The 25,883-nt window shown below is 40.8% G+C and carries 33 protein-coding genes; 19 read left to right on the forward strand and 14 right to left on the reverse strand.

Going from position 1 to position 25,883, the window contains the following annotated elements; genetic code table 11:
* Positions 1-77: 77 nt before the first annotated feature.
* Positions 78-599 (reverse strand): GNAT family N-acetyltransferase, encoded by a 522-nt coding sequence (locus tag V7659_RS04605; protein ID WP_335538420.1) that lies wholly within the window; start codon positions 597-599, stop codon positions 78-80.
* Between the two features lie 41 nt (positions 600-640).
* Positions 641-1,153: a hypothetical protein gene (locus tag V7659_RS04610; RefSeq protein ID WP_335538422.1), complete on the reverse strand. Its 513-nt coding sequence runs from the start codon at positions 1,151-1,153 to the stop codon at positions 641-643.
* A 251-nt stretch (positions 1,154-1,404) separates the two neighbouring features.
* Between V7659_RS04610 and V7659_RS04615 the strand changes: the two genes are divergently transcribed.
* Positions 1,405-1,917 carry a GNAT family N-acetyltransferase gene (locus tag V7659_RS04615; protein WP_335538499.1) on the forward strand — a complete coding sequence of 171 codons (513 nt, stop codon included), beginning with the start codon at positions 1,405-1,407 and terminating at the stop codon, positions 1,915-1,917.
* 700 nt (positions 1,918-2,617) lie between these two features.
* Here the strand turns inward: V7659_RS04615 and V7659_RS04620 are convergent.
* Both V7659_RS04620 and V7659_RS04625 read right to left on the reverse strand, forming a co-directional pair.
* Positions 2,618-2,956: a hypothetical protein gene (locus tag V7659_RS04620; RefSeq protein ID WP_335538424.1), complete on the reverse strand. Its 339-nt coding sequence runs from the start codon at positions 2,954-2,956 to the stop codon at positions 2,618-2,620.
* A gap of 78 nt (positions 2,957-3,034) precedes the next feature.
* The gene (locus V7659_RS04625; RefSeq protein WP_335538426.1) at positions 3,035-3,502 is read right to left on the reverse strand and encodes a GNAT family N-acetyltransferase; all 468 of its coding nucleotides are present in this window, start codon (positions 3,500-3,502) and stop codon (positions 3,035-3,037) included.
* Between the two features lie 381 nt (positions 3,503-3,883).
* Between V7659_RS04625 and yjcZ (V7659_RS04630) the strand changes: the two genes are divergently transcribed.
* The 6 genes from yjcZ (V7659_RS04630) to V7659_RS04655 all read left to right on the forward strand — a co-directional run bounded on the left by yjcZ (V7659_RS04630) (position 3,884) and on the right by V7659_RS04655 (position 5,684).
* Positions 3,884-4,006, forward strand: a complete 123-nt coding sequence (yjcZ, locus tag V7659_RS04630; protein WP_335538428.1) for a sporulation protein YjcZ — start codon at positions 3,884-3,886, stop codon at positions 4,004-4,006.
* Positions 4,007-4,058: 52 nt separating this feature from the next.
* Positions 4,059-4,154, forward strand: coding sequence for a YjcZ family sporulation protein (locus tag V7659_RS04635; protein WP_335538430.1), 96 nt, complete (start codon positions 4,059-4,061; stop codon positions 4,152-4,154).
* A gap of 99 nt (positions 4,155-4,253) precedes the next feature.
* On the forward strand, positions 4,254-4,640 hold the full coding sequence (locus V7659_RS04640) for a YmaF family protein (RefSeq protein WP_335538432.1): 387 nt from the start codon (positions 4,254-4,256) through the stop codon (positions 4,638-4,640).
* 461 nt (positions 4,641-5,101) lie between these two features.
* Complete coding sequence (gene yjcZ, locus V7659_RS04645; RefSeq protein WP_335538433.1) at positions 5,102-5,224, forward strand: sporulation protein YjcZ; 123 nt, start codon at positions 5,102-5,104, stop codon at positions 5,222-5,224.
* A gap of 51 nt (positions 5,225-5,275) precedes the next feature.
* Positions 5,276-5,371: a YjcZ family sporulation protein gene (locus V7659_RS04650; RefSeq protein ID WP_335538434.1), complete on the forward strand. Its 96-nt coding sequence runs from the start codon at positions 5,276-5,278 to the stop codon at positions 5,369-5,371.
* Positions 5,372-5,489: 118 nt separating this feature from the next.
* Positions 5,490-5,684 (forward strand): hypothetical protein, encoded by a 195-nt coding sequence (locus tag V7659_RS04655; protein WP_335538436.1) that lies wholly within the window; start codon positions 5,490-5,492, stop codon positions 5,682-5,684.
* A gap of 119 nt (positions 5,685-5,803) precedes the next feature.
* Here the strand turns inward: V7659_RS04655 and V7659_RS04660 are convergent, their stop codons facing one another.
* Positions 5,804-6,130, reverse strand: coding sequence for a YnfA family protein (locus V7659_RS04660; RefSeq protein WP_335538501.1), 327 nt, complete (start codon positions 6,128-6,130; stop codon positions 5,804-5,806).
* 364 nt (positions 6,131-6,494) lie between these two features.
* Between V7659_RS04660 and V7659_RS04665 the strand changes: the two genes are divergently transcribed.
* Positions 6,495-6,617, forward strand: coding sequence for a YjcZ family sporulation protein (locus tag V7659_RS04665; RefSeq protein ID WP_335538438.1), 123 nt, complete (start codon positions 6,495-6,497; stop codon positions 6,615-6,617).
* Positions 6,618-6,731: 114 nt separating this feature from the next.
* Here V7659_RS04665 and V7659_RS04670 read toward each other — a convergent pair whose 3' ends face one another.
* Positions 6,732-7,523: a hypothetical protein gene (locus tag V7659_RS04670; protein ID WP_335538439.1), complete on the reverse strand. Its 792-nt coding sequence runs from the start codon at positions 7,521-7,523 to the stop codon at positions 6,732-6,734.
* Between the two features lie 297 nt (positions 7,524-7,820).
* Between V7659_RS04670 and V7659_RS04675 the strand changes: the two genes are divergently transcribed.
* Positions 7,821-8,486, forward strand: coding sequence for a DUF421 domain-containing protein (locus V7659_RS04675; protein WP_335538440.1), 666 nt, complete (start codon positions 7,821-7,823; stop codon positions 8,484-8,486).
* 29 nt (positions 8,487-8,515) lie between these two features.
* Here the strand turns inward: V7659_RS04675 and V7659_RS04680 are convergent, their stop codons facing one another.
* Entirely contained in the window at positions 8,516-9,082 is a 567-nt protein-coding gene (locus V7659_RS04680; RefSeq protein ID WP_335538441.1) for a YitT family protein, read from the reverse strand.
* 235 nt (positions 9,083-9,317) lie between these two features.
* Between V7659_RS04680 and V7659_RS04685 the strand changes: the two genes are divergently transcribed.
* Entirely contained in the window at positions 9,318-9,938 is a 621-nt protein-coding gene (locus V7659_RS04685) for a DUF47 domain-containing protein (protein ID WP_335538443.1), read from the forward strand.
* Positions 9,939-9,977: 39 nt separating this feature from the next.
* Here V7659_RS04685 and V7659_RS04690 read toward each other — a convergent pair whose 3' ends face one another.
* Both V7659_RS04690 and V7659_RS04695 read right to left on the reverse strand, forming a co-directional pair.
* A complete protein-coding gene (locus tag V7659_RS04690) occupies positions 9,978-10,190 on the reverse strand; it encodes a hypothetical protein (protein ID WP_144550742.1) in 213 nt (70 codons plus the stop codon).
* Complete coding sequence (locus V7659_RS04695; protein ID WP_335538446.1) at positions 10,183-11,046, reverse strand: ParM/StbA family protein; 864 nt, start codon at positions 11,044-11,046, stop codon at positions 10,183-10,185. Before V7659_RS04695 ends, V7659_RS04690 begins: the two co-directional genes overlap by 8 nt.
* A 198-nt stretch (positions 11,047-11,244) precedes the next feature.
* On the opposite strand from V7659_RS04695, the gene V7659_RS04700 reads away from it, so the two are divergent.
* The 3 genes from V7659_RS04700 to V7659_RS04710 all read left to right on the forward strand — a co-directional run bounded on the left by V7659_RS04700 (position 11,245) and on the right by V7659_RS04710 (position 13,563).
* Positions 11,245-12,780, forward strand: a complete 1,536-nt coding sequence (locus tag V7659_RS04700; protein ID WP_335538448.1) for a multicopper oxidase family protein — start codon at positions 11,245-11,247, stop codon at positions 12,778-12,780.
* Between the two features lie 121 nt (positions 12,781-12,901).
* Positions 12,902-13,324: a hypothetical protein gene (locus V7659_RS04705; RefSeq protein WP_335538450.1), complete on the forward strand. Its 423-nt coding sequence runs from the start codon at positions 12,902-12,904 to the stop codon at positions 13,322-13,324.
* Positions 13,325-13,371: 47 nt separating this feature from the next.
* Positions 13,372-13,563, forward strand: coding sequence for a hypothetical protein (locus V7659_RS04710; protein ID WP_335538451.1), 192 nt, complete (start codon positions 13,372-13,374; stop codon positions 13,561-13,563).
* 338 nt (positions 13,564-13,901) lie between these two features.
* On the opposite strand, the gene V7659_RS04715 is transcribed toward V7659_RS04710, so the two are convergent.
* Positions 13,902-14,312: a hypothetical protein gene (locus V7659_RS04715; protein ID WP_335538453.1), complete on the reverse strand. Its 411-nt coding sequence runs from the start codon at positions 14,310-14,312 to the stop codon at positions 13,902-13,904.
* 144 nt (positions 14,313-14,456) lie between these two features.
* On the opposite strand from V7659_RS04715, the gene V7659_RS04720 reads away from it, so the two are divergent.
* Positions 14,457-14,594 carry a hypothetical protein gene (locus V7659_RS04720; protein WP_335538455.1) on the forward strand — a complete coding sequence of 46 codons (138 nt, stop codon included), beginning with the start codon at positions 14,457-14,459 and terminating at the stop codon, positions 14,592-14,594.
* A 101-nt stretch (positions 14,595-14,695) separates the two neighbouring features.
* On the opposite strand, the gene V7659_RS04725 is transcribed toward V7659_RS04720, so the two are convergent.
* Positions 14,696-15,196, reverse strand: coding sequence for a CBO0543 family protein (locus V7659_RS04725; protein WP_335538456.1), 501 nt, complete (start codon positions 15,194-15,196; stop codon positions 14,696-14,698).
* 208 nt (positions 15,197-15,404) lie between these two features.
* Positions 15,405-17,000, reverse strand: a complete 1,596-nt coding sequence (locus tag V7659_RS04730; RefSeq protein WP_335538458.1) for a WG repeat-containing protein — start codon at positions 16,998-17,000, stop codon at positions 15,405-15,407.
* A 221-nt stretch (positions 17,001-17,221) separates the two neighbouring features.
* Between V7659_RS04730 and V7659_RS04735 the strand changes: the two genes are divergently transcribed.
* The 5 genes from V7659_RS04735 (at position 17,222) to V7659_RS04755 (ending at position 23,696) form a co-directional block, all read left to right on the forward strand.
* Positions 17,222-18,853 carry an SWIM zinc finger family protein gene (locus tag V7659_RS04735; RefSeq protein WP_335538459.1) on the forward strand — a complete coding sequence of 544 codons (1,632 nt, stop codon included), beginning with the start codon at positions 17,222-17,224 and terminating at the stop codon, positions 18,851-18,853.
* A gap of 101 nt (positions 18,854-18,954) precedes the next feature.
* Positions 18,955-19,248, forward strand: a complete 294-nt coding sequence (locus tag V7659_RS04740; RefSeq protein WP_335538461.1) for an RNA polymerase alpha subunit C-terminal domain-containing protein — start codon at positions 18,955-18,957, stop codon at positions 19,246-19,248.
* Between the two features lie 621 nt (positions 19,249-19,869).
* Positions 19,870-22,818 (forward strand): DEAD/DEAH box helicase, encoded by a 2,949-nt coding sequence (locus tag V7659_RS04745; protein WP_335538463.1) that lies wholly within the window; start codon positions 19,870-19,872, stop codon positions 22,816-22,818.
* 309 nt (positions 22,819-23,127) lie between these two features.
* Entirely contained in the window at positions 23,128-23,271 is a 144-nt protein-coding gene (locus V7659_RS04750) for a hypothetical protein (RefSeq protein WP_186328724.1), read from the forward strand.
* Positions 23,272-23,423: 152 nt separating this feature from the next.
* On the forward strand, positions 23,424-23,696 hold the full coding sequence (locus V7659_RS04755; RefSeq protein WP_335538465.1) for a hypothetical protein: 273 nt from the start codon (positions 23,424-23,426) through the stop codon (positions 23,694-23,696).
* A 69-nt stretch (positions 23,697-23,765) separates the two neighbouring features.
* On the opposite strand, the gene V7659_RS04760 is transcribed toward V7659_RS04755, so the two are convergent.
* Positions 23,766-24,770, reverse strand: a complete 1,005-nt coding sequence (locus tag V7659_RS04760; RefSeq protein ID WP_144550764.1) for a DUF3231 family protein — start codon at positions 24,768-24,770, stop codon at positions 23,766-23,768.
* Positions 24,771-24,816: 46 nt separating this feature from the next.
* Positions 24,817-25,881, reverse strand: coding sequence for a hypothetical protein (locus V7659_RS04765; RefSeq protein WP_335538468.1), 1,065 nt, complete (start codon positions 25,879-25,881; stop codon positions 24,817-24,819).
* Positions 25,882-25,883: the final 2 nt, after the last annotated feature.

Here is a 25,883-nt window from a genome sequence, read left to right on the forward strand (position 1 = left end):
CAGAAGAATTTAAACTATAGAAATATTATCACTTTTTTAACAATATTTCAATAGATTAGAGCATTAAAGTATACGATTTATACATACTTCTCCATTCGAATATCCGCCCGCATTTTTCCTTCCCAAAAAGTAAAGTTATCGATCCTGCCGATTTCTTGGTAACCAAGCTTCTGATAGAGCTTCTGTGCCTGTTGGTTAAATTCAAACACACCCAATTCAATCCGCTTCAGCCCCTGCTTCTTCACCTGTTCCTCTAAATATTGAATCGCTGCATAACCAATCCCCTTTCCTCGCCCGATGGTTTCACCAATCGTGATGCCAAGCCAGGCAGTTCCAGGCTCTTTCTTGAAGAGATAAGGTGGATCGACCACATAATTCATTTCACCAATCAACTCGTCATCCAGGTAGATCAGATAGATGTGATGGTCTTCCATCCGTTTCGTTAAATCCTCGAGGGACATGTTATCTCGACGATCCAATTCGGATTGGTTTCGGTTGGGTCTCGTTAATGGAATTAATGCTGGGTCATTTTCCCACCGATTAAATACCTCAACAATGTTTGAGGTGGGTTGAGTTAATTTTATAAAAGTAGTAGTCAATGTGCTCTCCTCACGCAGTTAATGGTTTCTTGGGTCTATTTTTAAGAAGAACTGACCCAATACCAATTTTCAGCATACTTTTTTATTTCTATGAAGTCCTCGTCAAGATCTTTTTCTATCGCTTTTTTGCCGTTGGGTGAGTATACAAATCCTGAAAAATTATCTAAAAGTCCTCGAAACGTAAAGAAAAGTATGGTGTAGTGCTCACCAGTTTGAACTGCAATCACCTCACCACCTCCCTTAGAAAGCTGGTCATATTGTTTCGGCAGGCGAATGAGTGAAGGGCTGTCCGGGACATTATACTTTATCTCCCCACTTTCCACCATCTTCACTACCTCTTCTCGATCGGCTTTGTGCATTTTAAAATCTAGATCTAACATCGTTTCTGTAAAAGGAAAGTAGAACAAAAATACGATCGTGAATATCTGAATTGCTAATGGCTGCCAATTTTTAAATTTGAACAATTGAACAACCGCCAGCACTGTGACAACAATAAAAAATCCAAACAACAATAGCCAAACTGGTAGCATTAAAAATGGGGTTATTATGTCCATAATACTCCATTGAAAAAAGCCATTTAAGATAACTAAAAGGCTGCTAACAATGGATAAATATAATAATTTTTTTTGAGGTCGCAATGTTTACCCACATCCTGTGTTAATTATTTCTACTTGTTCTCCAGCCAATGTTAATGATTTATCAAACTCTAATGATGCTGCCATAGTAATTGTAACTATCTTCCTTTTTAGAATACATGATATAGTGTGATTTAGATATTTATTTTTTATGAATGAGGTGTGTTTTCATGAAGGTGATGGAAACGGATCGGTTAGTCCTTCGCTGGTTAACCCCAGATGATGCCGAGTTTATTCTCGAGCTGTTGAATGACCCTTCGTGGGTGCGCTTCATCGGCGATCGCAGGGTACGTACGTTGGACGATGCTCGAAACTATATTGTAACGGGACCGATGGAGATGTACTCCCGACTGGGATTTGGTCTATTTTTGACGGAATTAAAGGATGAGGCCAGGACGCCGATTGGGATTTGCGGATTGATTAAAAGGGATGGTTTAGAAGATGTTGACCTTGGATTTGCTTTTTTATCCAGGTTCCAGGGTAAGGGGTATGGCTTTGAGGCGGCTGCGGCTTCGCTAGAGTACGCAAGAGATGGGCTCGATCTGAAGCGGATTGTAGCGATCACTTCTAAGGACAATGTCGGGTCCGCGCGGGTTCTTGAGAAGATTGGGATGAAGTTTGAGGGAATGATTAAGCTGCCGCATGATGTGGAGGAGTTGAGGTTGTTTGGGGTGGGGTTGTAATTGAGCCCCTTTTCACCCCCTACACATTAAAAATCCAGGCGGTTGAGCCTGGATCAAGTCATTGTCTGTTTTTCTGTAAGAATCTCTTTTAATCGTAACCTCTTATTTACTGTCCACTTTTCATAGGTTACTTGCCGCCTTTGAGATTTTACTGTCCATTTCTATTAATATACTGTCCATAATCACACATTTACTATCCATAGCTTAATACACTCTCAAACCTACTAAAAAGACAGGCTTTTAGCCTATCCTAGGTAACATTTATTCTCATTTTCCAGCACACCAGCCGAATTTCAAGACCTAGCTACCTTTTTTTATAAAAACCCAGCCGCCAACATGGGATGAGAAAATTATATCTGCCACTTGCCAGATTTATCTGCCGCTTTGGGCCATTTATCTGCCACTTATTCATTNNTTTATCTGCCGCTTTGGGCCATTTATCTGCCACTTATTCATTTTATCGGCCACTTTACGATTTTATCTGCCACTTTTTGCGATTTATCTGCCACTTGCCATTTCGCCCCTTTTTTTCCTAGTTCATATAAAAAAAATAGCCCTCAAGACTGTTCGAAAACAATCCACGAGGGCATCAATTAGTATATCAAAGGGGGTCTTGAAAAAAGATAGTCTTAATCATAGTTCATTATTCTTAATTAATTCTTAACATTCTGCAGTAGAGGTGAATTCTACCGTTTCGCCGCTACTTTTTAAATTTGTTCGTAATTTTACTAAAGAATGGCGCCATTCCTTTAAATAAGGGTTTATACAGTTCGGTTGTCTTGATAAGGTTGTCATAGGTATCAAATAACAATTCTATATCCACATTGTTCATGAAGTTTTCCACTTTACTCTGAACAGGCTGCTCCTCATGCCGCTTTTGTTCATTCTCCTTTTTTCTGCGTCCAAAAAACCAATCCGTTCTGCTATCTGAGTCGCCTTTAGAATGGGATGTCCCTCTTGGCTGACGATTCCCAAACATTATTCTTGAAAAATGGTCAATATCTTTTGTCGACTTTCGATGATGCTCATTATCTTCCAATAACTTTCCTCCTCTCATATTCTCTCTAAATAAGCTATGATGCGTTATGTATCAAAGTGTGGATACCTGTCCACTAATTTATAAATAGTAGCTCATGATAATCAGCTCACCTTTTGGCCCCATTCGCCGTTCCCCTTCGTCTATAAACCCGCACTTTTTATATAATCCCTGCGCAGCTTCGTTTCCCACGTTAACCGCTAAGACAATTTCATTGATTCCCCTAAAATTCTCTTTTACAAAATCAGGTAATTGCATTAATACCTGTTTTGCATACCCCTTGCCTTGGTGACGAAAATCGGTTGAAAAGGCTCTTAGTAAAATGGCATAAGCATTTTTCGAATAGGGTTTGACCCCCTCATTAATATGTAAAACGAAAAACGTGACGAGGTGATTGTTTTCCATGGCTAATATGGAAGAACGCTCGGAATCTTCGTTTGATAGTTTGATACAATCCTTCGGATCACCCGTAAACCGAAGCTGTTCTTCGTTTAATTGATACTGGTCGATTGCATTTTTGAAGCCCTCATTGTAAAAATAAAATTGCAATTTAAACTCCTCCCTTTCAAAAAGAACGCCTTATTTTGATAATATTATAATTTTACCAGTAAATAACTATCCATTGTTTATTGAAAATTTTCATACCTTTCCACGCTTGTCCAGTTCTCTTGTATTCCATTTGCATAGCTTATTAGGGAGAGACAGGAATCTCTCACCAGCCGCCAAGCTCAGACATTTATCACCTCTGGAAGGAGCGTATGTCATTTACATACGCTTCTTCTTATTTTTCATCAGTTAAGAAAAATTAGAGTACGATTGCGGAATTCTTCGAAAGAACGGAACTTGTCCAATCACCTTCTTTTATAAAAAATATACTAATCTTGGGGGTGGTAATTAGCGCCCCAAATACTAATAGGAGGTGAAGAAGATATGGGCTGTGGATACGATGGCGGTTACGGAGGCGGCGGCTATGGCGGTGGTTATGGCGGCAGCAGCTTTGTATTAATCGTAGTATTGTTCATTCTATTAATTATCGTCCTTGCGGTATTTTAGTTTTGTAACTTTTGAGTTTGTATAGAGTAATTTTCAATATGGGGTGAGAAACATGAGTGATGGATTTAGAAATAGTTCAACAGCGTTAATCGTTGTACTTTTCATCTTGCTTATCATTGTAGGCGCTTCATTTATGGGAGGCTACTAAGTTAAACCAGTGACATGTCACTTTTTTGGAGGAGCGAAGGACAGGTTGGAATAATCTGTCCTTTTTCCATAAACATCGTTTAAGAAGGGGATAAAACACATGGAAATACCGATTACTGGATTTATTATTCATTCAGCCGATCCAAATATGGATTCTCTGCATTCTCACCAATTATATCTGACATCTTGGAACGGCATACCCATTCATAGACACCATTTTTCAGGAGTGACCTCTTTTATGGTAGGGCACGACCATAGATATGCAGGGACAACGGAACCTGCGCCTACTGGAGTACAACATACCCATAAATACTTTACCGTGACTTCTTTGGATGATGGCCATAAACATGAAATTCGAGGCATGACGGGTCCTGCTATACCATTGCCTGGAGGCGGACATTATCATAATTTTCACGGAGTAACGACGGTTAACGGAGCCCATCCTCATTCACATAAATATAGTGGTACGACTAGACCTAGCGCCTAGTAGATATTTTTTCGATAATCCGAATATCCCGAGTTTAAAGCATCCAATCCAGGATGTTTTTTTATATAAATATAACTACACTTTTATCCTATTACACCTTTTAGCTGTTTAGCATGCTTCTTCAGAAAAAACCAGTGGTGTCATAGGTAAGAATTTATTTCCAAAAATTTTAATCCTTTCTCAACGCTTGTCCAGTACTCTATTATTCTTTTTGCATACCTTATTAGGGAGAGACAGGAATCTCTCACCAGCCGCCAAGCTCAGACATTTATCACCTCTGGAAGGAGCGTATGTCATAGTACATACGCTTCTTCTTATTTTTCATCAGTTAAGAAAAATAGAGTACGATTGCGGAATTTTTCGAAAGAACAGAACTTGTCCAATCACCTTCTTTTATTAAAAATATACTAATCTTGGGGTAGTAATTAGCGCCCCAAATACTAATAGGAGGTGAAGAAGATATGGGCTGTGGATACGATGGCGGTTACGGAGGCGGCGGCTATGGCGGTGGTTATGGCGGCAGCAGCTTTGTATTAATCGTAGTATTGTTCATTCTATTAATTATCGTCCTTGCGGTAGTTTAGTTTTGTAACCTATGAGTGTTAAATAGTAATTTTCAATATGGGGTGAGAAACATGAGTGATGGATCTAGAAATAGTTCAAAAGCGTTAATTGTTGTACTTTTCATCTTGCTTATCATTGTAGGCGCTTCATTTATGGGAGGATACTAAGTTAAAACCAGTGACATGTCACTTTTTTTAAGGAACAAAGGACAGGTTGGGTCAATCTGTCCTTTTTCCTACTATTCATTCGTATTTTGAGAGTCCACTAGAGAAAGGAGGAAAAAAATTGAATTCACTTATGAGATTTAGAGGTCAACCTATTGAAATTAGAGATGGTTTTGGTAGAGTTCATCGCGGAATCATGGATGGGTTTGACCCTCCAGGAAGAGGCGTGTTTGTTCGGGATGGCTTTGGAAGAAGAAGATTTTTCTCGTTCTTTTTCATCGTTGCTATCTCTTTTAGAGGACGCCGCATTTTCTAAAAAAACCGCTGATCAATGAATAAACATTAGGAAAGGAAGAGCCTAGTTATTTATAGGTTCTTTCTTTCATTATGATTGGACTATTGCTTTATGTTTATTTCTAATTCTTTTATTGGGAATTAATGCCGTGGTGCAAACAAGATGACAGAAGCTCCGATTAAGCAGATTCCTGCACCAATCCAATCATATAAATCTGGCGCTTTCCGATCGATGCCCCATCCCCATAAAATCGAGAGCACGATAAACACGCCGCCATAGGCTGCGTACACTCTGCCGAACGATGGGAAGGTTTGAAAGGTAGCAATGATGCCGTATAAAGCTAATATAAGCGCACCACTGATTCCCCATAGAACGGGCTTCCCTTCTCTTAACCACAGCCATATTAAATACCCCCCGCCGATTTCCGCCAATCCAGCTAAGATAAACAAAACGATTGCATAAAAGATAATGACCACACCCTTAAACTTATATTGGACAGGAAAATTATAGCCTAGTTTTTCTGACAAATCCCTATTGAAGGATGAATTGTAGTGTTTTGTGCATTTTTCATGGTGTTTTGTGCAAATTCAACAGGGTTAAGTACAATTTCTAATGGGTTATGTACGAAAATTTAGGGGTTTTGTACAATTAGACAATTTCTGGAAAATAATCAATCCAAAATGGAGTTCCAATTCAAATAAAATACAGTACGATTGCGGATTTTTCAAACGGGTTGGCACTTGTCCAATCACCTTCTCCAATAAAAAATATACTAACGATGTGGATAGTTTTTTTACATCCAAATTGCTAGGAAAAGGTGGTGAAACATCTATGGGCTGCGGATATGGATATGGCGGCGGTTATGGCGGCGGTTACGGCGGCGGCAGCACTTTCGTTTTAATCGTTGTACTTTTCATCTTGTTGATCATTGTAGGAGCTACTTTTGTTGGCTAATCTAACATGCCAATCGATTGAAGGCAAGAAGGACAGATTCGAGTAATCTGTCCTTCTTTTCTTACATAAACTTGTATTCTCAGCACACCTTCAGATGGTTGGGATTAAATCTCTCTATTTCTTCCCCATAAGCATACCATTCCCACTGTCCAACAGGCTTTTAGCTGTCTGATAATCATCGAAGTCCGCTTGTATATCTGCCTGTAATTTCTCTTTAAAATGGCGGTATGATACCTCCCATTCCACTAAACTTTCAAAAAGTTTTGAAAAACTTGGTTTCATACTTTCCCAATTGGAATAAATGTTATTGCACCTTTCCAATAAATTTTCACGGTAGTATAGTTGTTCCTCTAACTCCAGACCTTTAGCTTTCTCGACCTCAACTACCTCTTGAATAGCATTTTCTGCCAATAATTCATCATGGATTTGTGGTTGTACATCCAATTCCAGCCGTTGATCAGCATCAACTTCCAGCTCTTCTTGAATAGCATCCGCTACCAAAAATCCCTCATGATGTGGTGCATGCTCTTCCAATTCCATACGATATTCAGAAACGATTTCAAACTCCTCTTGAGAAGCCGCTGATTCCAATAGTTCTTCGTGGACTTGCGTTTGCTCTTCTATTTCCAAACGATGATCGGAATCGACTTCCACTTGATCGACATCCGTTCCTTTGAATAGCTGTTCCCACTGTTCATATAGCCCTTTAGCTGTCAGATAGTCCTCGAATTCCACGTTTTCATCTGCTTGTAATTTCTCCTGTAATTGACGGCAAGCCCCTTCCCACTCCTCTAAACTCTCCGTATCCAAGCGGCTTGAAACTTTTGGTTTCAAACTATTACAATAAGAATTAAAGTTATTACACCATTCTAACAATTCATCACGGTATTGTTTTCGATCTTCCATTTCGGCACTTACCCCTCACATCGGTTATTCATTCTATCCTAATTTTTCATGACTACAAATTTATCCTATGTTCCACGTTTGTCCTAGGAATAGACATTTACCCATATGTAGATAACAATATGATGGTAGTAGGTAAACGGAGTAGGCTATTTGACTTTTACAAAAAATGATTTAATCTTTCTAAAGTTTTTTCAATTTCAATACTAAGCCAAAATTAGGTATACAAAACGGGAAATACAAACACAATAATTTTGGAAATGAAAACATTTTATATCTGCAGAAAATAGGAGTAAAAACATGATTCTTTTTTTAGGTGAATTAATCTTGTTATTTATTATTTTTATCATTAGTGTTAGGTTCCTAGGGAAAGCAGCATTAGCGCAGTTAACTGCTTTTGATTTTGGGGCGATTATTTTTTTAGCTTACTTGGCATTTGCTCCGATTGAAGTAAAAGGACCGATTCAAGGAATGGTCGGAATGCTTGTTATTACTCTTTTGCATTTTTTGATTTCAAAACTAAACCTCTATAAATGGTTTAACCATATTATTTCGGGAGAACCTACGATTTTAATCAAACACGGGAAATTAATCCCAAATAACCTGAAACGGACAAGATACTCACTAATGGAGTTATTATCGACTATTCGTGCAGCTGGAGTACCCGATATTGAAGACATCGAATATGCGATTCTTGAACCAAACGGAGAAATAACCATCCTTCCACAAGTCGATCTAATTCCTGTTACACCAAGGCTGCTAAAAATTGATATGGAGTATAAAGGATTACCCATTGCGGTCATCTTGGAAGGGAAAATTCAACATAAGAACTTAAAGTTAATTCATAAAGACGAAACATGGTTACTTAGTGAACTAGAGAAGAAGGGATATAAAGAGATAAAAAATATTGTCTATGCTTCCGTTAGAGATACGAATCATTCCTTAAATATTTATTTTGATAAATGATTGAGCTGCTACTTCCATGAAATATAAGTTTACTTCCCTCCAATCATCGAAGTGGTTAGACCAACAGTCGTAATAGCCACACATGAATAAAGAACGGAGTTTAATGGGAGTAAAGTCAGACTTGCCAAAACAATGAGACCATCAATGGCTATAATGATAATGGCTATATCTACGGTAAAAGTTTTAGAAATGATTTTAGCGAGTAAGTCAGTCCCTCCAGTGCTTGTCTGATATCGGAGCATTAAACCAACACCCGTTCCAATGATTACTCCTCCTATTAATGCGCTTAAAAGGTTTGAAAGGTAAATTTGAGAACGAAGCGGAGCAAGCAAATCAACGAACAAAGAAGAAACCAACAATCCTTGTAAACTACTAAAAAAATACCCCCTTTTATTCATTGATGCGTATATACAGATTGGGAGGCTCAAAGCGACCATTGTAATCCCTGTCTGAAAATCAAAGAAGTAATGAAGTATCAATGCAATTCCAAGGATTCCACCGTCAATTAAATGATTAGGCACCAAAAACCCATTTACCCCAATTCCTAAGAGCAAGCTGCCAATAATAATAGCCATTAATCTCTGAAAAATATCCATCACCTTGTCCTGTCTTTTTTATCTATAAATATGTCGCCATCTAAAAATTAAGAATGATGGACAAATGTTTTAATCGACCTCTAGAAAACTAGAGGTCGATTTTTTGCCAAGTAAATATAAGACGTAAGCCGGAACACCTTGGTCAATCGTTACATTTAATATAGTAATTGCATTTGAAATCGCTTGGTTAAAGGGTTTTATATCCAAAAATCGGGCAATGTGGGGTGGTAAATTAATGGCAAGGGCAAAAAAGAAAGACAAGTTCTTTAATTATTTACTTAGAATGTCTTTAAATTTAAAAGCAAGTGCGAACTACTTTGCTGACTATAAATTAAACAATGTTAGTGATCTAAAAATATTCTCCGAAAAGATGAAAGAATTTGAATCTAATGGAGATACCATGGTACATGACCTTATAAGCGAACTAAATAATGCTTTCATCACTCCAATTGAGCGTGAAGATATTTTAGCTCTTTCCATAAGCATGGATGATATTTTAGACGGTTTATACCATACAGCTGCTGTATTTGAAATGTACTCTATAATTGAAATAGACGATTATATGCTTTCATTTGTGGATGCGATCAAAAATTGTGTGACCGAAATTGATGCAGCTACGAAACTGCTATCAACAAAGAATTGGCTTAATTTAAGAGAACACGCAATTAAAATTAAAGATATTGAGTCTGATTGCGACCACATTTTGCGCGATGCCATAAAACACTTGTTTACCACCCAGAAAGACCCTATCCGAATTATTAAATACAAACAAATCTATGAAGGCCTAGAAGAAATCGCTGACAGCTGCAAAGCCGTAGCTAATTCGTTTGAAACGATAATTATGAAGAATGCTTAACACAGCTATCGATTCCAAAAAAAAGACCCCGTATTGGGGTTAGAGACCGAAGCTTTTCAACTTCGACTTGTCGATTGGTTTAACCTGCTGTTCTTTACGAATTACTCCACCCTGTTCCATATCTCGTTGGATCAGGCGTTTGATATATGTGGCAAATTGAATGTACTGGTTACAATGTTCTAGAAGCTCTCTTTCATAGGGATCATCAAGGTTGAAAGGGACAGACTTGACCTTACGATTCAGTTCATTCATCGGCAAAGACCGCTTTCCCCATAGAATAATATCCGAAAGCATTGGCATATTGCGGACTGTATACTTTGGGCCCGTTCGTCCGGTAGAGGACGGGTTTGATTAGCTGGATATTTTTAAAATGCCTTTTTACATATGGGTAAAGATATTCAGCAATTCCCCCGCAAAGATATGTCGGCTCGACCAAGTCCCATTTGCCCCGAATTTCCGCCAGGATGGCTTCAGCCATTTGTTTTTCCGTTATGTCCATGTGTGTTTCAGCCCCGAAAGCAAGGGTCCCGCTTTTCCTGTCAATAAAGTAGCCATCTTCCACTCTTAAATAGTTCAAGGTACCACTTCCAGCGTCGATGATGTTCGCAATCTCCTCCGGCCTGTCTTCCATGCTGAAGTATGCCCCAGACCCTTCAGGTGCAACCCTAACATCATCGATGGAAAATGTTTTCTTCACATTGTTTACCGTGATCGTGTGTGACCCTTTCAGCATGTTCTCAATTATTTCCCTGTCTTTATCGACCATGCCACGGATCGGCTGCCCGATCACTACACAATTCCCTCTTATTTTTCCATACTGATGAACAGCCACCAGTACTCTGATCTTTGTTTCTTCGTGCGCTTTCGAAATATCTCTCGGCTCTCTGATCGCATGGCATTCCCGCCAGGCGATATTCCCCAAGAACAGCTTCTCATCTTCATACTCGACGATGAAGTCTCCGGCTTCCATTTGGTTGCCATCAGCATTCACCAAATGAAGATGGCGGTAAGGACCAAGTGTTGACCTAAACTTAAACACATGGTCCCTTGTTCTACCTTTCACCTCGTAGGCGCCTGCATCGATCGCTAAAATCCATTTGTGATCCATCTTCCCTACCCCTTTTGTGCATATGTCATACATCTACCTAATTTCAAACCCATTATATGATTTAAGTACCACATGTGACACACACCGGTCATACAATCTGTTAGTGGTCAGGCCAATTCTACCGAATTTGATATATTCTCATAATCTGCGTCATAAAGTACTGTGATGACAACTATTCAATTGAAGGGAGGATTTCTTATGAAAAATCTCTCTAAATTTGTAGATGAACTCCCAATCCCTCCGATTTTAAAACCCCGTTGGAAAGACTCATCTTGTACTTATTATGAAGTGAAAATGACGGAATTTAAGCAATCACTCCATCGTGAGTTGAATGATACAACCGTTTGGGGCTACGAGTGCAGCTATCCGGGTCCGACCATTGAGGTGGAAAGCAACGAAAATGTGTATATCAAATGGATCAACGACCTTCCAGATAAACATCTCTTGCCGATCGACTATACGGTTCACGGCGCCCATAAGGATGTACCGGACGTCCGGGCGGTGGTACATGTCCACGGTGCCTGTGTGGAATGGGAAAGCGATGGCTATCCGGAGGCTTGGTTTACTAAGGGATTCGAAAAAGTGGGGCCTTATTTTAAAAAGCAAGTCTATCACTATACGAATTGCGATCATGCATGTACGCTTTGGTATCATGACCATACCCTTGGGATTACAAGGCTTAATATGTATGCTGGATTGGCGGGATTCTACCTCGTCAGGAACCAACAAGAGCGGTCTTTGAATTTACCAAGTGGAAGATATGATATTCCCCTGCTGATTCAAGACAAGACTTTCCATCCAGATGGTTCTCTTTTTTACCCGAAGCAGCCGGAAAAACCTGTCCCAGGATTAGAAACATCGATTGTTCCTGAATTTTTTGGCGATACCCTTTTGGTGAACGGTAAAGTATATCCCTTTTTAAAAGTAGAGCCTCGTAAATATCGCTTTCGGCTTCTTAATGCCTCTAACAGCCGCTTTTTTCGGATAAAGCTGGATTCGGGCCAACGGATGTATCTGATTGCGACAGAACGGGGATTGATGCAGCAGCCAATAGGTGTCAATGAGATTCTGTTATCACCGGCGGAACGGGCCGAGGTGATCATTGATTTTACCAATCTCGAGGGCAGGAAAATTATCATGACTAACGATGCTCCCGCCCCCTTTCCAAGCGGAAAGCCAGTGGATGAGCAAACGAGGAGCGTGATGCAGTTTCGAGTGACCCTCCCTTTGTCTAGTGTTGATACGAGTGTGATTCCGGCTTCTATGATGCCTTTTCCGTTCATGCATGAACAGTCAGCTTCTAAGGAGCGATACTTAACTTTAAATGACAGTATGGACCAAATGGGGCGTCCATTGATGTTATTGGATAATAAACAGTGGGATGACCCAATTTCTGAAAATCCAAAGTTGGGCTCTACTGAAATCTGGTACCTGATCAATCTATCCCAGGATTCCCACCCAATTCATCTACACTTAGTGGAGTTCCAAATCTTAGACCGGCGGGGGTTCGATGTTGACAAGTATAACCAGGAGAAAACAATCCATTACACCGGTCCGGCCATTCCTCCTGAACACCATGAACGCGGCTGGAAAGATACTGTTCGCGCAGATCCGAATCAGGTCACGCGGATTATTATGAACTTTGGTCCTTTTACAGGGTTGTATGTCTGGCATTGTCATATGCTCGAGCATGAGGATTATGAAATGATGCGGCCGTTTATTGTGATACGATGAGCTGAGGCAGTGTGAGTTTTCCGCACTGCTTTTTGGCATGCTTGCAAGCAAAAATGATGAATTTTTTAAAGGCATTCCCCCATTTATTTGCATAAGGATATAGTGAATGGAGTGAAATACAGTGAATGCTCAAACAGAAAAGGCAAAGCCAGCCAAGGAGAATAGTACTTCAGATAATGAAGAATTGCTTGCACAGCTTGAGAAACAAGTCTCTGTTGCCGTCTGGATTCAATTTATTGGTCAAATCATGGAGGCATTTTATTTATCTAAGATTATGTTGGTTAGTGAGGAAATCAGAGAGGATGCCAATGAAAGACAGATTTTACTGGGAGCATGGATTCAAACCGCAGGACAATTTCTAGAAGGTGTTGGTACGACTAAACAGCTGTATACGGATGAGGAAACGCTCACGCTGGAAGCGCAACGAATCACCAATCTCGGGGATTGGCTGCAATCCGTAGGGGTTACTTTGGAAGCAAACGCAGGTACGCAAATTATTATTGAGGAAAAAAAGAAAGAGGTACAAGAGGAATTTATCCCATAAAAGGTATTTGGGCTTTAAACTACATTGAAAAAAGGAATTGGTTATAAATGGATCAATCATTATTTAAAGAAAATGAAGTAAGACGGATATTTTTACGGCCTCATGTTTTTCATTATCACCCTTTTCATTTTGGAAGTCCATTTTTCGGTGGATGGTATGGCAGCCCCTTCTTACATTCATATGGTTATGGTTATGGCTACCCTTATTATGGATATGGGTATGGTTATCCTTACTATTAGCGGGATGGAGAGTCTCTAAAAATCTAGGTGCTCCAGCCTGGATTTTTAGAGGACCCTGCTTCGAAACTTGTTTTTGAAACTGAATTTCCCTCTGATGATACCTCTTTTATAAAAATCTGGCCTTCAATTTTAGTGGGTGGGATTTTATCGGCCGCTTTTAGGATTTATCGGCCACTTGGAGCCTTTTATCTGCCGCTTTTTTATTTTATCGGCCACTTAATGATTTTATCGGCCACTTTCAGCCAGTTATCGGCCACTTGCCTTTTTCCACCACCAAACCTGTTCCAGCTCCCCCACTACATAAAAAAATCCAGGCATTCAAGCCCGGATTACTAGATTCATTTTTTTAAAAGTTTATTTAATAATCGCTTCGCTAGTAGGAAAACCCAAGCAATGGCTGCAAAGACTATGAAAAATGCAACGTATCCCCATAATCCAACGATGGCATCTTCAAATTCCATGTTCCCTCTATTAGTGATCGCTTGTTGTATTTCTATGGCAAATACTAAAACTACCATGAATGTGAAAGTATAGAGGAATGATAGGATGGTAATTCCATATGGCATTTTAGAGACCATTTTAGAAAAAATAAGGACACCCACAAAGACAAAGATGCCGATTATACCCATAATCCAAAAGTGTAAGTCTTTATCATTTAAACTAAGATTCAAATAATCATTCACATATAGTTGAATAAAATCATGGATATTATTTAAAAGTTCAGTAAGCATGAGAATTATTTCTTTCAATTAAACCACTCCTTCCCTCCATTGTAGAATAGTACTGCCATCAACGCTAACCCAAATTCCCCCATTTTTTGTATTTTTACAGGTATAAGAGAATAATAGTTTGGCAATAATGATGATAGTTTCAAAATCGAGGGGGTTACGAGGATGAAGGAGAATAAATTACTATTGTCGGAGTTTGCTAATGAGGATGGTTTCGAGTTAAATAGCTATCTTACGAGTTTATTTGAATATTTTTCGAGTTTGTCAGAGAATGATGTTGCGAAGTTGAAGCCCACCCCATAAGTTTTGAGGGATGGGTCTTTTTTACCTGTATGTTTTGGTATAGCTGGGGTTGGGCGCAGAAATACTAAAAATCCGCCAGTAATGGCAGCATTGTTGGGTTGTTATTTTACTGGGATGGAGTTTATGTGAATTAGTATAAGAGTTATCGGAATTGAGAGTACCATAGTAAACAATGGCTTTTTAAAATGGAATCGGAGAAGAGTGAACAATAGGATATTAAACAAAAACGAGTGATATAGCATCCATCCATGATGGTACTTAAAAGTGCCTGTTAATAGTAATATCCATTCGTTCGCCGTGTAAATAAACACCCACACGGCTGTCCACCAAATCGAAACAATATGTCCCGAGGGATACCTTCCTAAGAAGATTAATACCGTACAGGCAAAGACAATAAATTCTCCCGCTAAACAGGCAAGTTCGTGTTTAAGCGGCCATGTAGGTACCAATGACCAAAGCTGATGATTGTATGTGACATAATAATAAAGCGCATCGCCAAGGATAAAATAAAGGATCGTTGGATAATAGATGTACCAGTTTCGCCAGTCTCCCCAACGGACGGCCGCCAATATCCAAGTACTCACCCCAATAATTTCTGCCATTTTTTCGCCTCAAATACAAAAGTAGTAGGTTCTATACTATATAGTTATACCCATTCGTGGAATAATTTATTGAAACAATTGCAATCTCATGTAGGAGTTGGGATTTTCCGATTTAACCTGGGAATGGAGATTAAAGCCGAACTGGAATAGGATCTCAATTCATCTCAATAAAACAGGCTTGGAGCGATATCCAAGCCTGTTAAACCTATTAAGAGTAGATCAATTTAATGACTACTTTTCCTTTTTTATCAACAAAGCCTGCTTTTCCGTTTTTCTTCACGTAAACTAGACCCTCTTTGAAAGAGCGCACTTCATCATACTGAGGGGTGATGGCGATTTTCCCTTTAGCATTAATAAAACCATATTTACCATTATACTCAACAAGAGCTAAATTATAGTCGCTCTTGTAAAAAGGCTGAATATCGCTATACTTCGGCTTGATCAGTACTTTTCCTGTTGACGACAGGAGTCCATATTTCGACCCTTGCTTCACTCGAATCAAGCCTTTATATTGGAACGGATCAAGTCGGTCATATTTAGGTTGAATGAAGACTTTTCCCTTGCTGTTCAGCGAGCCTTCTTTGTTATTCTTTTTAAAGATAACAAAATCATCTGTAAACTGACCATCGCCGTAGGTTGCTAGCCTTAAAGAGTCATAGGATGGCTGGACGATGACTTTTCCTGTAACATTTACAATTCCATATTTATTATTTTGCCTAATGATCGCTAAGCCACTTTTATTAAACAAACTAATCGATTCATAGTTGAAATCAAGGATCACTTGACCCTGTTTATTAATCAGACCATATTTTCCGTTTTTAGCGACAACGGCTGCATTTTGCCAAAATTCATAGAGAGCACTTCCATCACCATCGTAGGCTTCCTCATACTGTGGTTGAATGATTACTTTTCCAGTTGTATCTAAATAGCCCAGCTTACCATCTGTTATAACTGGGGCCAAACCTCTTCTAAACACACTAACCGAATCATAAACCGGTTCAGCAATCATTTTCCCCTTGCTGCTAATAAAGCCCCATTTTCCGTTTAATCTCGTTTGGGCAAAACCATTAAAAACCTCTGATATGCCATCATATTTGGGGGTGACAATTGTTTGACCGCTTGCGTTAATGATTCCATATTTCCCATCATTTTTTACTTTAAATAACCCATTTGCAAAAGGATTTATGGATGTATAAACAGGTGTGATGATCACTTTCCCTTGCTTATTGATTAAACCGAACTTGTTATCTTGGGAGACTTTGAACACACCATTTGTGTTTTCGGTGATTTTTTCATAGGTTGGCGGTAGAACGATCTTGCCTTTTGTATCGATGATTCCATACTTACTGTTGCTTTTGTAGTAGGCAACACCATTCTGGAAATCGCCAATCGTTTCATATTTTGGTTTCACAATCGTTTTACCAGATGTACTGATCAATCCGTACTTACTGTTCTTTATAACGATGATTGGATTATTCAAGCCAACCTCTGCAAAATCATACTGCGGTTTGACAATGACTTTTCCTTTTTGATTAATGAACCCGTACTTATTATTCTTTTTCACGCGTAATAAATTGGTGCGCTTTGATTGATCGATCGCTTGGTATAGTGGTTTAATGGCTACCTTCCCTTTTTTATCGAGCATTCCATACTTGCCATACTGCTTAAATAAAACGAGACCATTGGTAAATTCAGTTCCAAGAATCTTCTTACTGCTTGCTGCATATGTGGTCGATTGTGCCGTACCCATAAGCAAGCTAAATAAAATCATAGCAACGAGCCAAACCTTTAAATGATTTTTCATATGTACCCCCCTTTTCATCCAAATTATAGCATTTTATTTCTAAAATTATCCATTATAATTTTTTGCTCTTTTTGGTTGTCATTTTTGGTGCCATTTACATTTTTGGTGTCAGGCACCATGTGAAATTTTCACATGGTGCCTGACACCGAGATTTTGGGTATAATAGAGGAATATGGTTTTTTATAAAAAATTGACTGGTATGGGTAAAGGGGGTTGTGGCTTTGGAGTCGACGCCTGCAAGTGAGAGGATTGAGCTTTTTGGGGATCAGGTGCGGGAATTGCTGCACCCGACGGTGACTGAGGATGCGCGGCTGCTTCAGAAGGGTTTGATGTTGTACCGGCAAGGGCTGGTGAAGCAGTTACAGATATGGAATGAGCAGATAACAGCGACGGTTCAGGATGTGACGCCGTGTTATGTGAAGTTGAATTTTGAGTTTTTGTCGCAAAGTAAGTGTACGTGTCCCGCGGAGGGCTTTTGCCGGCATCAGATGGCGGTGTTTTTTGCTGCATATGCCAGGTTCGGTAGTGTGACTGATTGGGTGGCCGAGTGGCGCGAGCCGATGCAGGAGTCGAAGTCATTTTCTGACTGGGGTTTGCAGACTGCGAAGGATTTGATTAAGGCGAATGGGTCGTCAAAGCCAGATTATGGGCGATGGGTTCATTCATTTGAGGCCAGTTTTGATACGCTGCTGGCGACGAAGAAGTACACGAGTCCTTATGTAATTCCGGAGTTGTTTGGAATTTATGAGCGCCGGATTCATGCGAGTGCACCAGTGGAGCAGGAATGGCGCTTGCTGTATGAGTTGGTTGGGATTGTCGTGTCGTTTCGAAAGTTGGCTCGATTGAGTGATCAGCTGGGTCATGATGACGATACAGTGAAGCGGGCTTATTTGCATTTGTTCCATAATTTGATGGATGATGCAGAGGAACTATCGATTAAGATTGGCACGCAGTCGCTGCCGTTTGATTTTGATGAGTTTGTTGATAAATTGCGGGCGGACACATTTGAGCTGCTGACCTGTACGCAGGGGTTGGAGTATGAGCGGATTTTCTTGTACCGGCTGTTGTGGATTCATTTTTTCAAAAAGAAGCCATGGCGTGAAGAAGAGTTAGTGAGGATTCAGGCACGGCTGAAGGAACTGCAGGATTGGGAGAGTCCGGCGCCATTGATGCTGGCTGGGATTCATTTGAATTTCTTGCTTGGAGATGATGAGGCGGCCCTGAAGTTGGTCCGGCCATTTAGTGATGCCGAGATTACGCCATATCTGGTGTTTTGGATTGAGTATTTATCCGGGCTAAAGGCGTGGAAGCGTGTCGGCGCGGTGGTGGAGTTATTTTTGCAAAAAGTGAAGGGTTATTTGGAATGGCTCGGCGGTTATCATAGTTGCGCGACGTTTGTGCGGAATGCGCTGAGGGCGGTGGCGCCTTATTGTGCGGAGAGTGAACGGGTGGAATTGTATGAGCGGGCGCTGCTGGCAATGCTCCCATACAGTTTTGGTGACTATGAGCATGTGTTGTTTGAGCGGAAGCAGTATGACCGCTGGGGCGAACTCCAGGCGTTTATTGGTTTGGATTATTATGAGTTGCCGAAGGACCGGTTGAAACTGATTGAAAAGGAGCGGCCTGAGGTGCTGCTCGGGATGCTGCATCAGACGGCACAGAAGGAGATTGATCAGAAAAACCGGGCCAGCTACCGTTTGGCGGTGCGGCACTTGAAAAAATTGCGGACGCTTTATAAGAAGTTGAAGCGTGTCGATGATTGGGAGTATTTCTTGGAAACATTGCTGGAGCGGACGAAGCGGCTGCGGGCGTTTCATGAAGAGTGTAAGCGGAGTAAGTTGATTGAGGGGTAGTGGAAAGAAGGTGCCGATTTTGCTGGCACCTTTTGTTTTTAGCCTTTGACTCGTTCCTTGCCCTGGCTCATATTATTTGATTAAAAAGGAGACGGTTTCAATTGAGTACTTCTGAAAAAAATTTAAGGACTTGTGTTCAAGGACACCAATTTTATAAAAGCAGCGACTGTCCGACCTGTCCAACTTGTGAGAACGAACGCAAACCTGCAGATGGATTTCTTTCAGTCCTCTCGGCACCAGCAAGACGGGCATTAGAAAATAACGGGATATCTACCTTACAGCAACTATCAACGTTTACTGAAAAAGAGGTTTTGCAATTTCACGGTATGGGACCTGCTTCTTTACCTAAACTTAGGTCCGCATTGAAGGAAAGTGGGTTATCATTCAAGGGGTAAAATCAAAACCCGCGCTGGATTAGTGAAGAATCGCCATGTCTAATGCATACATGAAGCCCGCCAATGTGCTGCGGGCTTTTTTTTGTTGTTGGATCAGTCATTTTGACTATTATCAGAATAGTACTATAAATAGGCGCCGGTATCACTTTAAAGTGATCTATTTTAATTCCGAACATCCCACTTCCAAGATAATTCAGGCATCGTCCTCCTCTAACCACACATTTTTGGTTATAATAAAGGAATATGGATTTTTCTGTGAACTTATTGATGACCCTTTGTGACATTGTTGGTGTCATTGTTGGTGTCATTGTTGGTGTCAGGCACCGCCCGTGGACACTTTTTAAATTCTGTCTATTTGTCACGGACATTTTCTTGTTTTGTGGTGATTTTATTTAGGTATTTGGTTATTGATTTATATATTATTTTTGTTTTGTGCAATTTCCGTAGGGTTTAGTGCAATTTTATTATGGTTTTGTACGAATTCAGGAGTTTTTGTGCAATTTTTTATATGTTTTGTACGATTTTTAAGGGGTTTTGTACAATTAGACATTATTTGGAAACCTCCAGCTAGTAAAATAGCTTATGATGTTCTTTTCCCCCACTAAAAGGAGTTTTGTATCGATGCTTAAAACAAGGTTTTTGAAATTGCTGACAACTAAAATCGGGGAAGGTCGTTTTCTTCTTACAGCTGAGGATGAACAAGGTCGTGTGATGAGCCCATTTAGGTGGAAGAATCTCGTTTTCAGCAGTCATGAGGAAAGCTTCTTTGGAACGCTCCTTGAAACCGAGACCGTGAACAGTGTCGAAGGTGTCGTTGTGAGCAGTTGGCATTTGGTCTCGCTTTTTGCCAAGGAGTCATTTAATCGCTATATCGAATGGGATTGGAATGAACAATCCGAGATTTGTCTTGCGGCCGGCAATGCGCTTTATGAAGGAATCCTCGAAAAAGATTGGTTGCCGGACTTTTCGGTCTGGGAGCATGGTGATTTCCGCTGGAAACTTCCTGAGCGTGTCAAGGATGAGTTCGACCCATCGTTTTGGGAACAAAGGATAGAAGAACCCGGTATCGATGATGATTCGATAGACCACAATCTTGGGACAACGAAAAACTACATTTCCGACTTGTACAATGATGCCCTTGATGGCTACTTGACACGGAATGCCGCGATGAAGGAGCTATTTGGACCGAAGCTTGACTTGCTGCGGAAGCAAAATATTTCCGGCAGTGAACTTGCTCGCTATTTTGATGAAGAAAGCTGGCTGGAATGGGTCGGGATTAAGGAAAGCGACACGCCGTTTACGATTGGGCTCCGCCTAGATGAGCCGCTGGATGGTGAAGGCGCGTGGAGCCTGGATTTATTTTTACGAGGAAAGAAAAATGTCGATGATGTTTATGATGTTGAGGGTTCCGCGAAAATACCGGCGAAGTGGAAGCCATTCTTGGAAAAAGTCGACCGTGAGCGTGAACGCTGGATCCGTTTGATTCCGTGGTTAGGCGAAGACGGCTTTTTCAAAACGCATCTGAGTGAGGAAGAAGCGTGGATGTTCTTGACGGAGGCGAGTGAGACGCTGGTAGCCTTGGATGTCGAAATTCTCCTCCCTTCTTGGTGGCAGGCGATGAAGAATGCCAACTTGAAGGTGAAAGCGTCGCTGAAAGGTACTTCTAGTCATCGGCCATCCTTTGTCGGGCTCCAGGCTATGCTTGATTTTAACTGGCGCTTTTCGATGAATGGTGTCGACTTGTCTGAAGATGAGTTTGGGAAACTTGTCGAGGAAAAAAGACGGCTTGTCTTTATTCGGGGCCGCTGGGTGAAGTTGGACCCGCAGTTTATTCGACATATTCAGGATATGATGAAACGGGCCGAAAAAGAGGGCTTGCATGTCCGCGATTTGCTTGAGCAGGAATTGATGGAAACAGAAGTGACTGAAGATGAGCTGGAGAATCCAAAGGCATTTGCCAAAATTCAAATTGAATTGAACCGCCAGTGGAAGCAGATGATTAAGCAGTTATCGGAAGTGAACGAAATACCACTGGAAGAGGTGCCATCCGGCCTGCAGGGTGAACTTCGGCCATACCAGCAGCTCGGCATGAGTTGGCTCTGGTTCCTGCGCCAGTATGGATTTGGCGCCACCCTTGCGGACGACATGGGCCTCGGGAAAACCGTCCAGCTCCTCTCCTATTTATTGAAGGTGAAAGAAGTTGTCGGTGATGAGTTGACGCTGGTGCCTGACACCCAAAATGAGGTGAAAAAGCGCCGCAAAAAAGATGAAGATGCCACCGCTGCGCCTGCTGTTAAGGTTCCGACAAAGGCTGCACTGATTATTTGCCCTACTTCTGTGCTTGGAAACTGGCAGAAGGAGATTGAGCGGTTTGCGCCGGAGATGAATGTGTATTTGCATTACGGGTCAAACCGTCTGAAAGAGGAAGCTTTTGTCGAGAAGGCGAAAGATGCGGATATTATTTTGACTTCATACGGGCTTAGTCATATCGATTTGGTGGAGTTTGAATCGCTGATATGGAGTTCGATTGCCATCGATGAAGCACAGAACATTAAGAATGCCCAGACCAAGCAGTCGAAGGCAGTACGCAGGCTGCGCGGCCGCCACCACATTGCCCTGACAGGGACGCCGATGGAAAACCGCTTATCCGAACTGTGGTCCATCTTTGATTTTACCAATCATGGCTATCTTGGCAGCTTGGGGCAATTCCAGAAAAAGTTTGTGATTCCGATTGAAAAAGATGAGAAGAAGGAAAAGGTGCAGCAGCTGCAATCGTTGATTCGCCCGTTCTTGCTGCGCCGCACGAAAAAGGATGAAGAAGTTGCGTTGAATCTTCCTGACAAGCTGGAGCAAAAGGAATATTGTCCGCTTACGGCTGAACAGGCTTCGTTATACGAGCAGCTGATTCATGATACGTTCGCAGAAATTGAGAAACTATCTGGCTTTGAGCGCAAAGGGTTAATTTTACAAATGCTAAGCCGGTTGAAGCAGTTGTGTAACCACCCTGCTCTCTATCTGAAGGAAAAGTCGGCTGGGCGCGAACTGCTTGAGCGTTCGAATAAGTTGGAGAAACTTGTTGAATTAATTGATGCGGTTTTGGAACAGGGCGAAAGTTGTCTGATCTTCACCCAATATATCGAAATGGGTGAAATGATTCGAAGCACGTTGAAGAAGAAATTCGGCATCGAGGTGCCATTCTTAAACGGAAGTGTGCCGAAAGTGAAGCGCGACGAGATGATTGAGCAGTTCCAGAACAATGAGTTCCCGGTGTTCTTGCTGTCACTGAAGGCCGGCGGAACCGGGCTGAATTTGACAGCAGCCAATCACGTCATCCACTATGATCGCTGGTGGAATCCGGCAGTTGAAAATCAAGCTACTGACCGCGCCTATCGTATCGGGCAATCTCGTTTTGTCCACGTGCATAAGATGATTTGCACCGGAACACTTGAGGAAAAAATCGACGCAATGCTCGAGAAAAAGCAATTCCTAAATGACCAAATCATCCAAAGTGAGAACTGGATCACCGAATTATCGACCGATGAACTTAAGGACTTGGTGTATCTGGGGTGATGTTAGTGATGATGATGGTGGTAATGTCAGGCACCGCCCGTGGACAGTCCCCCCTATTTTCCATTTGAGAAGGACACTTTGGTGGTGTCAGGCACCACTATGTTATAAAGAGGATAAAGCCGCAATGGTTTTATCCTTTTTTTGTTGGTATTTATGCTTGAAACGATGGGAAGATATTTGCCTTAACTCTCTCATTTTTCTGTATAATTTTGCTATTCCGCGTATTTTGTAACCGCTTTTATGTGAATGGATTCACAAGTATAATTGAGACATAAGAATCCATTAACCCACTATAGGGAGGAAATTATCATGCTTACGAACTTTTTATTTGAACTCAAAAACTGGTGGTTTGGCGAGTCATTTGATGAAGTTGAGGAATTTGAACGACTTGAGTCGAAGCATACCAGGGTTCACTATGATGAAAATATTTACGAAATCATCCGTGTTCATTAATACACTTTAAATGTTATGGAAGCCTCCTAGAAATGAGGGCTTCTTTTTTTGTTGAGATATTTAGTATAACAACCACACATGCGGATAATTGATCCAGACCGATGAAAATTCATAAATGGACATATACTACTAGTAAATAAGGAGCTGAAAAAATGGACGAAGACTTTTATTTTTCAAATAAGCAATTTATTAAAGGTTTGAAACTGCCGAAAAGTATTGATGGATTGCTGATGAAAAGAGGCGACTTATCGATCGCTAAGATCGATGGTGTTTGGAAAAAGTACACAGAGTCTGTACCCAGAGGAAGAAAACCTTTATCGAATCATGATGATCTAGTTCTAATCGGGAGTGGAAAAGATGTAGAGATTGCACGTGAGCAACTTTCACAAGCACAAATTGAAAACCTGATTAACGGAGCATTGTAATAAGTAAGATAACGCCTTATAAAAAAACCATCCTTTTTTCAAAGAGGATGGTTTTTTAAACGGGGATACTTACATTTCTTTGGCGATTTCATTTCGATTCGGAGCAAGTGGTGGTTGTTCTAACCATTTATTTTTCACCATAATATCAAACCACTTCTTTGTTACCATTAGGTTTTTTAAAATTGTTCCTTCGTACGCTGCCACAAGATCGGTTCTCATCGCTGTTGCAAGCCCGGCACCATGATAGTTTTGTGCTGCTTGAAACAAGAAGCCAATATGATACAGCATTAATTTATCGGAAAAAGGCGAGTTCGTCGACGTTGTTACTTCTGTTTCCCAAGATTTCGGAACTGGCAGATTATCAGTTTGCATAATTTTTGAAAAGGACTTGATTTGTTGATCCGCAGTTTTTTCTGAATCCGTTAGAAATTTTCTTACTTCTTTGGTTTGAGCAACTTGACTGAATGCGATTGATAGCGTTTTGGCCATTATACTTTTTTTTAGATTTAAAGAAATACTGATGATTTCAGTCGCAGCTAATTTCCTCCCTTTTCCAAAGAAACCATCGGTGAAATCTTGGCTGGAAACGTATTCTGGATTTTCAGCTGGATAGAATTGAGGGTCTCTTTGAAAACTTCCTTTCTCTAGCAGTAAATCAATGGTTTGATTATACATCCTTTTCGCATCGTTATCGCATGAACCGTAAAAATCCCTTAAGTCTTTTCTAACCGCGACAGCTAGTGCTGTGCTGTGCCCTAGCAAACCATGTAATGCCATGATATGTAGATAATTTAGGCAAAATATATCCGTGAACAATCTCGGTTTATCTTTAAATAGATCGGATTCATTAAACCCAATTGGAACAGGAAATCCCTCGTCCTCGATAAAAGTGACGATTTGTCTCTTTTGTCGTTCGAATATATCAATAGCTTCCTCAAAAATAGCTTTTATTTGCTCATCATCAATGATAGAGACCATATATCTATTTACTACATCAGTCATTGTTCCATTCACATACTCTCCCCATAGTGTCCCTATTTCGGAGGATGTGAGTGCTAAATTATTTTTATCCACATAATCACCTCGTGGATATTATTTACCAAATTAGGAAGTGCATGTATTAATCTGAGAAAGATTCGCCTATTTTTGCCGAGAGTGTTTTGTAAAATTTTTGCGGGTCATCGAGACGGAGGTGCGCTTTAGTCACTTTTCTCTTGAATCCATACATGAGCCTCGCTTCCAACGGGTGATAAAACTCCACTTCAAACTGGGGTTTTTCTTTGAAAAAATCAGCAGGGATCGCGTCGAAAATATGCTTTGACTCCTCTTTTGTTAATGTTTCAGGTCCATCGTAAAGATGAATACTTTTAATTTCCTCAAGCGGGACAATTAACTGCTTGATGATGCCGACCTGCAGATACATATGTTGGTCCGTAATCATGATCGGGCAATGCCGAATCGCCTGAATTTCTGCGAGAAAAAATAGTAAGGTATACACATTTAATACGAGAGCGATGATGGCAACGAGCGGACTCCACGAATGAAGGAGAAAATGAAACCCTACTGATTCCAAAACTAGTGCGTGAATGAGCATGACGTATAGCGTGATTGTGCCGGTTTTTTTATGGTAGGTGTACTGGCTTTCAACAGGTAGGGGTGGTTTTTTCCGCCAAGAGAATAAGCTGTAATAATACATGGTCACATCAGAGAAAAAGATTTCTTGGACCCTAGATGGTTTGAGGTGCTGATCCCATGCTTGTTTCATTCGATAAGTGAAAGTGGGAAATTCGCTTTCACACTTGCGGTAACTTTCGACGATCGCAGGTATTTTTGCCAGCAACTGAATGACAACGTAAAGTTCAATCAGGAAAAAAGCAGCCTCGCCGGCTAATAGGATATATTTTACAAAGGAGTAGGCCGACAGGAGGTGATGCGGAATCACTAGGACCGCAACGCCGTATCCCAACAGCATCACTGGGAGTAGATATTTTAGGGAATAGCGTTTTCTGAGGATGAAGAAGTACACGAGTAACGGTATGGTGATGATGAAATCAAATAAGGAACCTAAGGCCATTCCTGTTGGGAGTGGTCCTATACTTTCAAGGCGGTAAATCAGGAAGTTCGAACTTACCACTAAGGCGAGTATGAAGCTGAACGAGAACCATTTTTTTGTTGGTAGAGTCATGT

The organism is Neobacillus drentensis, from assembly GCF_036966985.1.
GTDB lineage: Bacteria > Bacillota > Bacilli > Bacillales > Cytobacillaceae > Neobacillus > Neobacillus drentensis_E.